This is a genomic window from Pseudomonas sp. KK4 (assembly GCF_001984065.1).
Taxonomy (GTDB): Bacteria; Pseudomonadota; Gammaproteobacteria; order Pseudomonadales; family Pseudomonadaceae; genus Aquipseudomonas.
In genome coordinates this window covers 67,161-79,033 of the sequence record NZ_LYVP01000017.1, presented here as the reverse complement: position 1 = coordinate 79,033, position 11,873 = coordinate 67,161, and the positions used below count along the sequence as shown (strand labels likewise).

General features: G+C 60.7%; 10 protein-coding genes. 6 read left to right on the top strand and 4 right to left on the bottom strand.

Annotated features, from left to right (window positions below; all coding sequences use genetic code 11):
* Positions 1–152 precede the first annotated feature (152 nt).
* From B0W55_RS09110 to B0W55_RS09090, 5 genes are all read left to right on the top strand, one after another.
* Positions 153–536 carry a tautomerase family protein gene (locus B0W55_RS09110; RefSeq protein WP_077045677.1) on the top strand — a complete coding sequence of 128 codons (384 nt, stop codon included), beginning with the start codon at positions 153–155 and terminating at the stop codon, positions 534–536.
* A gap of 30 nt (positions 537–566) precedes the next feature.
* Positions 567–1,175: a TetR/AcrR family transcriptional regulator gene (locus tag B0W55_RS09105; protein WP_077045676.1), complete on the top strand. Its 609-nt coding sequence runs from the start codon at positions 567–569 to the stop codon at positions 1,173–1,175.
* Positions 1,176–1,319: 144 nt separating this feature from the next.
* On the top strand, positions 1,320–2,285 hold the full coding sequence (locus B0W55_RS09100) for a 2-hydroxyacid dehydrogenase (protein WP_077045675.1): 966 nt from the start codon (positions 1,320–1,322) through the stop codon (positions 2,283–2,285).
* 143 nt (positions 2,286–2,428) lie between these two features.
* Complete coding sequence (locus B0W55_RS09095; RefSeq protein ID WP_077045674.1) at positions 2,429–3,496, top strand: phosphotransferase family protein; 1,068 nt, start codon at positions 2,429–2,431, stop codon at positions 3,494–3,496.
* A gap of 42 nt (positions 3,497–3,538) precedes the next feature.
* Positions 3,539–4,306, top strand: coding sequence for an SDR family oxidoreductase (locus B0W55_RS09090; RefSeq protein WP_077045673.1), 768 nt, complete (start codon positions 3,539–3,541; stop codon positions 4,304–4,306).
* Between the two features lie 489 nt (positions 4,307–4,795).
* On the opposite strand, the gene B0W55_RS09085 is transcribed toward B0W55_RS09090, so the two are convergent.
* The 4 genes from B0W55_RS09085 to B0W55_RS09070 all read right to left on the bottom strand — a co-directional run bounded on the left by B0W55_RS09085 (position 4,796) and on the right by B0W55_RS09070 (position 9,826).
* The gene (locus tag B0W55_RS09085) at positions 4,796–5,047 is read right to left on the bottom strand and encodes a DUF1652 domain-containing protein (RefSeq protein WP_077045672.1); all 252 of its coding nucleotides are present in this window, start codon (positions 5,045–5,047) and stop codon (positions 4,796–4,798) included.
* A gap of 178 nt (positions 5,048–5,225) precedes the next feature.
* On the bottom strand, positions 5,226–6,719 hold the full coding sequence (locus B0W55_RS09080) for a helix-turn-helix transcriptional regulator (protein WP_077045671.1): 1,494 nt from the start codon (positions 6,717–6,719) through the stop codon (positions 5,226–5,228).
* 196 nt (positions 6,720–6,915) lie between these two features.
* Complete coding sequence (locus B0W55_RS09075) at positions 6,916–8,199, bottom strand: Zn-dependent hydrolase (RefSeq protein WP_077045670.1); 1,284 nt, start codon at positions 8,197–8,199, stop codon at positions 6,916–6,918.
* 142 nt (positions 8,200–8,341) lie between these two features.
* Positions 8,342–9,826, bottom strand: a complete 1,485-nt coding sequence (locus tag B0W55_RS09070; protein WP_077045669.1) for an NCS1 family nucleobase:cation symporter-1 — start codon at positions 9,824–9,826, stop codon at positions 8,342–8,344.
* A gap of 538 nt (positions 9,827–10,364) precedes the next feature.
* Between B0W55_RS09070 and hydA the strand changes: the two genes are divergently transcribed.
* Positions 10,365–11,804 carry a dihydropyrimidinase gene (hydA, locus tag B0W55_RS09065; RefSeq protein ID WP_077045668.1) on the top strand — a complete coding sequence of 480 codons (1,440 nt, stop codon included), beginning with the start codon at positions 10,365–10,367 and terminating at the stop codon, positions 11,802–11,804.
* The last annotated feature ends 69 nt before the right edge of the window (positions 11,805–11,873 follow it).

Here is an 11,873-nt window from a genome sequence, read left to right as displayed (position 1 = left end):
GACTGACACACCGCATTCGCGAGCAAGCCCGCTCCCACAGGAACCTGATTGATTTCGAGATCTGCTGTTCATCGCAAAACGGCGATCCGCACTTGATAAAGGTTATGCGTCATGTATTTTAACTGAACCTGCCTGTCACCTGGAGTCATCCCATGCCACTGGTACGCGTCGAAATCAAAAAACGTCAGGACCCCACCTTCGCCAAGCGTGTCGGCGAGCTGATCTACGCCGCGATGCACAGCACCATCGGCGTGCCCAAGGACGACAACTTCCAGATCCTCGCCGAACACGACGAGCATCACTTCATCTTCGACCCGCAATACCTGGGCATCCAGCGCACCGACAACCTGGTGATCATCCAGATCACCCTCAGCGAAGGCCGCACCGTCGAGCAGAAAAAACTGCTCTACAAGACCATCGCCGAAAGCCTGAACAGCGAACTGGCCGTGCGCCTTGAAGATGTTTTCATTAATCTGGTGGAAGTGAAGAAAGAAAACTGGTCGTTCGGCAATGGCATTGCCCAATACGCCCTCTGATTCTCAATTTTTGATACCTGTGAGCCGCCAATGCCTCGAGTTTCCCGCAAGCAAGCCGACCTGAACCGCGAAATCATCGTCGACGCCGCCACCCGCCTGTTCCGCGAACGCGGCCTGCATGGCATCAGCGTCGTCGATGTGATGGCGGCGGCCGGCCTGACCCATGGCGGCTTCTATGGTCATTTCGAATCCAAAGAGGCCCTGGCCAAGGAGGCCAGCGAACGGGCGTTCAAACAGGTGGGTGAGCGTTGGAAGCAACGGGCCGGCACTGACGAGGACAAAGCTGCAGCGCGCCGGGCCTTGATCGAACCGTACCTATCGACGCAAAGCCGCGACAATCCCGGTGAGAGCTGCCCGGTGGTGGCCTTCGCCGGTGACATGTGCCATGAGAGCGCCGATAGCGCGCTGCGTGAGCCGTACATGGCAGGGCTGAACCGATTGCTCGATTCATTCGTCACGTTGATGGACGCCGATGATCCCACCGCAAGCCGCCAACAGGCGCTGGTGCAGTACTCGTTGATGGTCGGTGCGCTGACGCTGGCCCGCGCCACTCGCGGTGAGGCGCTGTCGGATGAAGTGCTTGAAGCGGCGAAGGACTTTCTGATCCCCCGGGAGCCTGAGGGCCAGTCCGCCAACTGATCGCCTGCCGTCGTCGGAAAACATCCCAGGCGCCGCCAACTCCTACAATGGACGTGGTTCGAACGCGATGATTGCCAAAACGGCTCGCAGCCAGCAATCTCACGCAACGTTCGAGCCTCAAACCCATGCCCAAAGGAGCCAAGCATGCCCGCAACCGTACTGGTACTGGTTGAAACCATCAATGACTACCTGCCGATCCTCGAACACCAGGGCTTCCACCTGATTCTGGCCCCGACTCCCGCCGAGCGCAGCGAAGCCATCAACCGCCACGGCGCCCAGATCGATGCAGTCCTGACCCGCGGCCCGCTGGGCCTGCATGGCAACGAAATCGCCGCCCTGCCCAACGTGAAAATCATCTGCGTGATCGGCGCCGGCTATGAAATGGTCGACCTGCAAGCGGCCGCCGACCGGGGCATCACCGTGACCAACGGCGCCGGGGTCAACGCCTCCTCCGTGGCCGACCATGCGATGGCCCTGCTTCTTGCACTGGTGCGCGATGTACCGCGCTGCGACGCCGCCGTGCGCCGGGGCGAGTGGCCGAAAATCATGCGCCCTTCCCTGGCCGGCAAGCGCCTGGGCATTCTCGGCCTTGGTGCCGTCGGCATGGCCATTGCCAAACGCGCCGCGAATGGCTTTGACATGAGCGTGTGCTACCACAACCGCCAGCATCGCAGCGATGTGCCCTACGATTTCTGCTCCACACCCACCGAACTGGCCCGCGCCTCGGATTTCCTGATCGTCGCCACCCCCGGCGGCCTCGGCACTCAGCACCTGATCAACAGCCAGGTGCTCGACGCCCTGGGTCCAAAGGGCTTCCTGGTCAATATCGCCCGGGCCAGCGTGGTGGTCACCGCTGACCTGATCACCGCCCTGGAACAGCGACGCATCGCCGGCGCCGCCCTGGATGTGTTCGATGCAGAGCCCCAGGTGCCGGATGCATTCAAGACCCTGACCAACGTCATCCTCACCCCCCATGTCGCCGGGCTGTCGCCGGAAGCCACCCAGGGCACCGTGGAACTGGTGGGCCGCAACCTGGTGGCGTTCTTTTCCGGCCGACCGGTGCTGACCCCTGTCGAACTGCCGCGCGGCCTGAAGAACGCCGTCCTGTAGGACAATTCAAACAGGTGTATCAAAAACAATGATTGCCCGGCAACACGCTCACCTATAAGGGCCGTTCGTGGTTGTGGGTGCCGGGAGCGCGCATTAGATTAGCCAATAGTTTCAGGCCTCCAGAATAAGCAGAAGGGATAAGCATGGCGCTTACTGACCAGTCCACCCGTATCCGCTCCGGCGAAGAACTCGATGCCGGCCTGATCGATCCATACCTCAAGGCGCACATTCCCGGCCTCAGCGGCCTGCCACGGATCAGCCAGTTTCCAGGCGGCGCGTCGAACCTCACCTACTTGCTCGAATACCCGGAACAGGAGTTCGTCCTGCGCCGTCCGCCGTTCGGCCACAAGGCCAAATCCGCCCACGACATGGGGCGCGAATTTCGCATCCTCAATCAATTGCGCGACGGCTTTCCGTATTGCCCCAAAGCCTATGTGCACTGCACCGATGAATCGGTGATCGGCGCCGAGTTCTACGTGATGGAACGCGTCAACGGCATCATCCTGCGCTCGGAGCTGCCGGCGGAACTGGGTCTGGATTCAGCGAAAACCGAAGCCTTGTGCAAAAGCTTCATCGACAAGTTCGTCGAACTGCATCAGGTCGACTACAACGCCTACGGCCTGGGCGACCTCGGTAAACCGGAGGGTTACGTGGCGCGGCAGATCAAAGGCTGGAGCGATCGCTACGAGAAGGCCCTGACGCCGGACGCGCCACACTGGGAAGCGGTAAAAGCCTGGCTCAACGAAAAAATGCCGGCCGATCACCCGACCTCCAGCATCGTCCACAACGACTACCGCTTCGACAACGTGATCCTGGACCCGAACAACCCGATGCAGATCATCGGCGTGCTCGACTGGGAACTCACCACCCTGGGCGACCCGCTGATGGACCTGGGCAACACCCTCGCCTACTGGATCGAAGCCGGTGACCCGGCACCGGTGCAACTGATGCGCCGCCAGCCGAGCCACGCGCCGGGCATGCTCACCCGCCGTGAATTCGTCGATTATTACGCCCAACGCTCGGGCATCGAGATCGACAATTTCGATTTCTACTACACCTACGGCCTGTTCCGCCTGGCCGGCATCGTGCAGCAGATCTACTACCGCTTCTACCATGGCCAGACCCAGGACAAACGCTTCGCGCAGTTCATTCACATGAACAAACTGCTGGAGCAGATGAGCCTTCAGGTCATCCAGACATCCAGCCTCTGACACGCCTTTGGCCCTATAACAACTTCATAGCAAGGGAATTCCATGTCCAAGACCCAGTTGTTCGATCTCGACGGCAAGATTGCTTTCGTTTCCGGTGCCAGCCGTGGCATCGGTGAAGCAATCGCCAAGTTGCTGGCCCAGCAAGGCGCCCATGTGATCGTCTCGAGCCGCAAGCTCGACGGCTGCCAACACGTGGCGGACGCGATCATCGCTGCCGGCGGCAAAGCCACCGCCGTGGCTTGCCACATCGGTGAAATGGAACAGATCAGCCAGGTCTTCGCCGGGATCAAGGAACAGTTCGGGCGCCTGGACATCCTGGTCAACAACGCAGCGACCAACCCGCAGTTCTGCAATGTGCTGGACACCGACCTCGGGGCGTTCCAGAAGACTGTCGACGTCAACATTCGCGGTTATTTCTTCATGTCGGTGGAAGCCGGCAAGCTGATGCGCGAGAACGGTGGCGGCAGCATCATCAACGTGGCGTCGATCAATGGCGTGTCGCCGGGGATCTTCCAGGGCATCTACTCGGTGACCAAGGCGGCGGTCATCAACATGACCAAAGTGTTCGCCAAGGAATGCGCGCAGTTCGGCATCCGCTGCAACGCCCTGCTGCCGGGCCTGACCGACACCAAGTTCGCCTCGGCGCTGGTGAAGAACGAAGCGATCCTCAACACCGCGCTGCAGCAAATCCCTCTCAAGCGCGTAGCGGACCCGAGCGAAATGGCCGGCGCCGTGCTGTACCTGGCCAGCGATGCCTCCAGCTACACCACAGGTGTTGCCCTGAACGTGGACGGCGGCTTCCTGTCCTGATTGCTTTTTGTAGGAGCGAGCTCGCTCGCGATGGTGGTCAACGATAACGCGTGTTCTTCTGGAAAAACGCGGTGTTCACGAATCCATCGCGAGCGAGCTCGCTCTTACAAAGAGCCGAGTTACTGCGTGATGCAGCGGGTGGTGGTGGTGACCCGGGTTACTTCGCCGTTTTCGCCGCGCACATCACCCATCACATCGGTTTTATCCACGGGCGCGCCGCAGGTGCGCACCGGAACCGGTGGCGGCGCGGCGGGAGGTGGTGGGGGCGGACTGGAACAAGCGGCGAGAATCGCCGTGCAGAGCGCCAGCGACAGAGGTGTACAAACGCGTTTCCCAAGAGTTTTCATAGGTTGACCCGCGATAAGTGGAGGACACTCTTTTTGTGACCACAGAACCGGCGGGTAAAATCCGCAGACCTGTCACAAAAAAAATACTAGCCCTGCACTTATAGCCCAATCATTGAGCAACGCCCTGAAAACCTGACAGTTCTTACATCACCGGATCAGGGCGATGCAGGCTGTTGCTTTCCAGCTCGTAGCGCAACTCCTCAATCAGCGCATTCACGGCGTCCTCTGACTGCAAAGTGGTCATGTTCAAGCCGCTGACCACCAGATCCACCTGCCCCGAGACCGGGTGATAGAGCTTCACGGTCAGCGAATGCTCACCGGAGACGGTGCACTCACAGGCACGCGGGGAAAAACTGCGTTCGATCAGCATGCGCAGCTGCGCCTGCGTCATCATTGGGTCAAAACCGGGTGATATGAATCATCGTTTTGCATCTGGCTGCTCCTTGAGCGGTTCTGCGAAGCACAGACAGGCACTCAAAAAGGACCTGCCGTACCGTTGCAGCCTAAAAGTCGCCACACCCGCTCAACACATGAATTTGCACCCCATCGACTAGTGCAATTGCACCTTACCCTCAATGTTTGCCCTTCCCTTGGCTGGCAAACAAACCCCGCTCCCGCGCCCAGACAATCGCCTCACTGCGGCTGTGTACATCGAGCTTGGAATACACCGTCGCCACATGGTTGCGCACCGTGTTCGGCGCCAGTTTCAGGCGCGCGGCGATTTCCTTGTCCGCCAGCCCTTCGCAGATAAGGCCCAGCACATCGCGCTCGCGCGCCGTCAGTTCGGTAAACGACACACTTGGCAGCTGCGGCGAATTGACGTTTTTCACGTTGGCCAGTTTTTCGATCAGGGTGCGGCTGAACCAGGAGGCGTCTTTCATCACCTCCTCAATGGCCGCCACCAGTTCCAGTTCAGTGCGTTTGCGCTCGGTAATGTCCATCAACACCATCAGGTAGCAGGGGTTGTCCTGAATGTTCACGGTGTCCGCCGACACCGCGCAATCGATCAATCCGGCGTCTTTCCTGCGTATGCGCACGTCGATGCGATCCAGGCGCCCGGTTTTTTCCAGCGCTGCGAACAGCCGGACCCTGGCGCCCTTGTCGTCTATGAAATCAACTTTGGTAATGCTCTCACCGAGGATTTCTTCGCTGGGATAACCGAGGGTATCGAGGAAGGCCTCATTGACGTCCAGCACCAGTTGATCGCCCGCGCTACACAGCAGAATCGGCACCGGCGACAGGCGAAACGCCTTGGCAAAACGTTCCTCGCTCTGGCGCAACGCGACTTCGGCCTTGTGCCGGGGCTCCATGTCGACGAAGGAGAACAGCATGCAGGGTTCGTCGTTGAGCTCCAGAGGCTGGCCGGCGACGATCACCTGTTTGTTGCCGCCATCCGCCAGGCGCAGTTCGGCCTGCATTTGCGGGATGGTGCTGCCTTCGCACAACCGCTGCTTGGCCAGTTCCTTGTTTTCGGCCTGCTCCAGCACGTCCAGTTCATAGGTGGACCTGCCGATCACCTGATCCCGGGCGTACCCGGTCATCTCCAGAAAACCCGGATTGACCTTGATGTAACGCAAGTCGCTGAGGCGGCAGATCACGGCGGGCGCAGGGTTGGCGGCGAAGGTTTTCTCGAAGCGCTGCTCGGCACTGGCCCACTCGGTGACATCGTCCATGATCAGCACCAGTGATTCCGGTTCGTCATGGTTGTCGGCCAACACCAGGCTGCGCACGCGATGGACCCAGCAGCGCTGCTCCTGATCGGCAATGGCGGTGACTTCCACCAGCACATCACTGAAGCTTTCACCCCTGGCGACACGGTTGATCGGGTAGCTGTCGACCGGCACCACATGGTGGTTGCGATAACGCAGGGCGAAGCGCTTGGCATAGGCCCGGGCATCGGCGCCCAGGTCGCTGACCTGCGCGACGCCGTGCATGGCCAGTGCCGCGTCGTTGGCCCTGAGGATGCTCTGGTCGGGATCGAGCACAATCACCCCGTCGGACAGCCCGGCGATGATCTGTTGCAACTGGCGGCGATTGGTTTCGGTGGTCAGGACGTCCTGGCTCATTGGATCTCCACGGGGCGACAGTCTGTGAAAATGTCGACCGCGCGGGTCAGCGATAGTGCAAAGGTTGTGAACACAACCTCTGTGGCGAGGGAGCATGCTCGCGTCGGGTGGCGAAGCCGCCCCGGATGGTTTTCGGCCTGCTGCGCAGGCTAACGGGAGCAAGCTCCCTCGCCACGGTTATCGGTGTTTTTGATAGTCAGGCGGCCAACTCGCGGTTTGCGACAGCCGCCGACGCCGCCAGCATTGCCCGCAACAATACCGCGCAGCCGGCCGCCAGGTCATCCGGCGCGGCGTTTTCGATTTCGTTGTGGCTGATGCCGCCTTCGCACGGCACGAAAATCATCCCGGCAGGGCCCAGTTCGGCAAGGAAGATCGCGTCGTGGCCGGCGCCGCTGACGATGTCCATGTGCGACAAACCCAAACCTTGGGCAGCACCGCGCACGGCCTCGACACAGCCCTTGTCGAAGTACAGCGGCGGGAAGTCGGCGGTGGGCGTCAGCTCGTAGGTCAGGCCGTGCTCTTCGCAGGTGCTGGCGATGACTTCACGTACTTCGGCGATCATCGAATCCAGGCAGGCCGGCTCCAGGTGACGGAAGTCGAGGGTCATGCGTACCTCGCCGGGAATGACGTTGCGCGAGCCGGGATAGGCTTGCAGGCAACCGACGGTGCCACAGGCATGGGGTTGATGGCCCAGGGCAGCGCGGTTGACCGCGCCGACGATCACTGAGGCGCCCACCAGGGCATCCTTGCGCAGATGCATCGGCGTCGGCCCGGCATGGGCTTCGACACCCCGCAGTTTCAGGTCGAACCACTTCTGCCCCAGGGCGCCCATCACCACACCAATGGTCTTGTGTTCATCCTCCAGAATCGGCCCCTGCTCGATGTGGGCTTCAAAGTAAGCGCCCACCGCATGGCCGCTGACCGCCCGTGGTCCGGCATAGCCGATGGCGTTGAGCGCCTCGCCCACGGTAATGCCCTCGGCATCGACCTTGGCCAGGGTTTCCTCAAGGGTGAATTTTTCCGCGAACACGCCCGAACCCATCATGCACGGAGCGAAGCGCGAGCCCTCTTCGTTGGTCCACACCACCACTTCCAGCGGCGCTTCGGTTTCCACGCCCAGGTCATTGAGGGTGCGCAGCACCTCGACGCCCGCCAGCACGCCGAAGCAGCCATCGAACTTGCCGCCGGTGGGTTGGGTGTCGATGTGGCTGCCGGTCATCACCGGCGGCAAGTTCGGATTGCGCCCCGGGCGACGGGCGAAGATATTGCCCACCGCGTCGATGCTGACGGTGCAACCCGCCTCCTCGCACCATTTCACAAAGATGTCCCGGGCCTGGCGATCGAGGTCTGTCAGGGCCAGGCGACACACCCCGCCCTTGGCCGTGGCACCAAGCCTGGCCAGCTCCATGAGCGATTGCCACAGGCGATCGCGGTTGATGTGCTGATGGGTGGATTGCAGAACGTCGACGGCTGCGTTCATGGGGATCTCCTCAGGCTGTTCTTGTGTGTTTATTCCGGCGTTGTGTCGGTCAATCCAATGCCGTCTTCGCGAGCAAGCCCGCTCCCACAGGGGCAATGCATTCCAAATGTGGGAGCGGGCTTGCTCGCGAAGAGGCCAGTGCTCACACCGCCGATTTCACGGCAGAAGGCTGCGCCCGCATCGCACACAACCCGTAATAAATCACCCCGCCCAGCGCCGAGCCGGTAAACCAGCCATAGCTGTAGAACCAGCTGAACGCATCGCTGCCCAGCGACAGCAGCGTCAGCACCACCGGCACGCCAAAGGCGAGAAAACCGTTCCAGTTCCACGCCGGGTACACGTCATCGCGATAGAGCCCGGCCAGGTCCAGTTGCTGTTTCTTGATCAGGAAATAGTCCACCACCATGATCCCGGCGATCGGCCCCAGCAGGCTGGAATAGCCCAGCAACCAGTTGGAATATACGGTCTCCAGGCTGATGTCCGAGACGATCAGGCCCAGTTTCTTTAGCAGCTCATGGGCCATCAGCGCCAGGCCGACAAGCCCTGTGAGCATCACCGCCTTGGTGCGGTTGATGGCCTTGGGCGCGATGTTCTGGAAATCGTTGGTGGGCGACACGATGTTGGCCGCGGTGTTGGTCGAGAGCGTGGCGATGATGATCAGCGCCATGGCCACCGCGACCCACACCGGGCTCTGGATATGGCCGATCAGCGTCACCGGATCGGAGACGGTCACGCCCACCAGTTTCACCGAGGCGGCAGTCATTACCACACCCAGCGCAGCGAACAGGAACATGGTCAGCGGCAGGCCGATGATCTGGCCGACGATCTGATCCTTCTGGCTTTTGGCATAGCGGCTGAAGTCCGGAATGTTCAGCGACAGCGTGGCCCAGAAGCCGACCATCGCCGTCAGCCCGGCGGCAAAGTAACTGACCACACTGGCGCCTTCCGGGCGCTTGGCCGGGATCGCCAGCAACTCGGTCATCGACACATTGGGCATGGCCCACACCAGCAGCCCGACCCCGACCGCCACCAGCAACGGCGCGGACAGGGTCTCCAGCCATTTGATCGACTCGGCGCCGCGGATCACCACCCACAGGTTGAGCGCCCAGAACATCATGAAACCGATGACTTCGCCGGTGCCGCCCAAGGATTTCCAGCCCTCGAACACCGAGCCCAGGAACAGGTGAATCGCCAGCCCGCCGAACATCGTCTGGATGCCGAACCAGCCGCAGGCCACCAGGGCGCGGATCAGGCATGGAATGTTAGAGCCGAGGATGCCGAACGACGAGCGCAGCAATACCGGGAACGGAATGCCGTACTTGGTGCCGGGAAAGGCGTTCAGGGTCAGGGGAATCAGTACGATGATGTTGGCGAACAGGATCGCCAGCAGCGCCTCGCCGACGCTCAGGCCGAAATACGCGGTCAGCACGCCGCCCAGGGTGTAGGTCGGCACGCAGATCGACATACCGACCCACAGCGCCGTGATGTGCCATTTGTTCCAGGTTCGTTCACGCACCTTGGTCGGTGCCATGTCATGGTTGTAACGGGGACTGTCGAGGACATCGCTGCCGGCTTCGAGCTCGAACAAGCCGTCGCGCTCGGTCACTTGCGATCTGATCTGTTGCATGGCCGCTCCACTGTTCTTTGAATTATTTTTGCTCATCAAGGGCTGGCGACATCAATAAACGTGCCGTTTGCCCCGTCTGCGCATCGGGCAGTTCCATAAACACTGTGCAACTAACTGATGTTTATCAGTTTTGTGTATTGATCTGCGGAAAGTTGCCCATCACTCAGGCCGAATGCCAGGCAAGTTATCCGAACAGTCAGGATTCAATCTGGTGCGTCGATATTTTTTTCAGAATTGCGCATCAATCATAGACCCGTTTCAAACAGCTGATTTCACATAGGAAATCTTGACCATATTTCGATCCTGTCAAGTGCGTCAAATTGGTGAGGGGCCTCACCATTTTGGTGATTTCTATATTAATTTCTTTATTATCAATAGTTTAAAACAGTAATAAGCTTATAAAAAATATTCTTGCTGATTTCCGTAACTGCAGCTAGCGTTTATTCCTGACAGCGTTGACAGGAATATAGGTCGACGATGGCTTTCTATAAAACATCTAGAACCGACATCAGTCGGTCATGCCTGTGAGGAACTCGGAATGTCTCTGTTGATCCGTGGCGCTACCGTTATTACCCATGATGAAAGTTATCGCGCCGATGTGTATTGCGCAGACGGCGTGATCAAGGCCATCGGCGACAACCTCGACGTCCCCGCAGGTGCCGAGATCCTCGACGGCAGCGGCCAATACCTGATGCCCGGCGGCATCGACCCGCACACCCACATGCAACTGCCCTTCATGGGCACCGTGGCCAGCGAAGACTTCTACAGCGGCACGGCGGCGGGCCTCGCCGGCGGTACCACGTCGATCATCGACTTCGTGATTCCCAATCCGCAGCAATCCTTGATGGAAGCCTTCCATCAATGGCGCGGCTGGGCCGAGAAATCCGCCTCCGATTACGGTTTCCATGTCGCGATCACGTGGTGGAGTGAACAGGTCCGCGAAGAAATGGCCGAGCTGGTCAGCCATCACGGGGTCAACAGCTTCAAGCATTTCATGGCCTACAAGAACGCGATCATGGCCGCCGACGACACCCTGGTGGCGAGTTTCGAGCGTTGCCTGGAACTGGGCGCGGTGCCCACGGTGCACGCGGAAAACGGCGAGTTGGTTTTTCACCTGCAACGCAAGCTGATGGCCCAGGGCATGACCGGGCCGGAGGCGCATCCGCTGTCGCGTCCGTCCCAGGTGGAGGGCGAAGCCGCGAGCCGGGCGATCCGCATCGCCGAAACACTTGGCACACCGCTGTACCTGGTGCACGTTTCGACCAAGGAGGCCCTGGACGAAATCACCTACGCCCGGGCCAAGGGCCAACCGGTATACGGCGAAGTGCTGGCCGGGCATCTGTTGCTGGATGACAGCGTCTATCGACACCCGGACTGGCAGACCGCCGCCGGCTACGTGATGAGCCCGCCGTTCCGCCCGCGCGGTCATCAAGAGGCGCTCTGGCATGGCCTGCAGGCGGGCAACCTGCACACCACCGCCACCGATCACTGCTGTTTCTGCGCCGAGCAGAAAGCCGCCGGCAAGGACGATTTCAGCAAGATCCCCAACGGCACCGCCGGCATCGAAGACCGCATGGCGGTGCTGTGGGATGAAGGGGTCAATACCGGGCGTTTTTCGATGCAGCAATTCGTGGCGCTGACCTCCACCAACACCGCGAAGATCTTCAACATCTACCCACGCAAAGGCGCGATTCGCGTCGGTGCCGATGCGGACCTGGTGCTGTGGGATCCCCAGGGCACGCGGACGATTTCGGCCAAGACCCATCATCAGCAGGTCGACTTCAACATCTTCGAAGGCAAGACCGTGCGCGGCGTGCCCAGCCACACCATCAGCCAGGGCCGGGTGGTCTGGGCCGACGGCGATTTGCGCGCCGAGCGCGGTGCCGGGCGGTATATCGAACGGCCGGCGTATCCGGCGGTGTTCGATTTGCTGAGCAAGCGGGCTGAGTTGAAGCAGCCGACGCCCGTGAAACGCTGACCAACATTGTGGCGAGGGAGCTTGCTCCCGCCGGGTGGCGCAGCCGCCCCCAATCCCTGCCGGCCCGGT

Bases quoted from the DNA above. Each gene is read 5' to 3' on its own strand.
- B0W55_RS09110 (WP_077045677.1), top strand. From the start codon at position 153: ATGCCACTGGTACGCGTCGAAATCAAAAAACGTCAGGACCCCACCTTC.
- B0W55_RS09105 (WP_077045676.1), top strand. From the start codon at position 567: ATGCCTCGAGTTTCCCGCAAGCAAGCCGACCTGAACCGCGAAATCATC.
- B0W55_RS09100 (WP_077045675.1), top strand. From the start codon at position 1,320: ATGCCCGCAACCGTACTGGTACTGGTTGAAACCATCAATGACTACCTG.
- B0W55_RS09095 (WP_077045674.1), top strand. From the start codon at position 2,429: ATGGCGCTTACTGACCAGTCCACCCGTATCCGCTCCGGCGAAGAACTC.
- B0W55_RS09090 (WP_077045673.1), top strand. From the start codon at position 3,539: ATGTCCAAGACCCAGTTGTTCGATCTCGACGGCAAGATTGCTTTCGTT.
- B0W55_RS09085 (WP_077045672.1), bottom strand. From the start codon at position 5,047: ATGATGACGCAGGCGCAGCTGCGCATGCTGATCGAACGCAGTTTTTCC.
- B0W55_RS09080 (WP_077045671.1), bottom strand. From the start codon at position 6,719: ATGAGCCAGGACGTCCTGACCACCGAAACCAATCGCCGCCAGTTGCAA.
- B0W55_RS09075 (WP_077045670.1), bottom strand. From the start codon at position 8,199: ATGAACGCAGCCGTCGACGTTCTGCAATCCACCCATCAGCACATCAAC.
- B0W55_RS09070 (WP_077045669.1), bottom strand. From the start codon at position 9,826: ATGCAACAGATCAGATCGCAAGTGACCGAGCGCGACGGCTTGTTCGAG.
- hydA (WP_077045668.1), top strand. From the start codon at position 10,365: ATGTCTCTGTTGATCCGTGGCGCTACCGTTATTACCCATGATGAAAGT.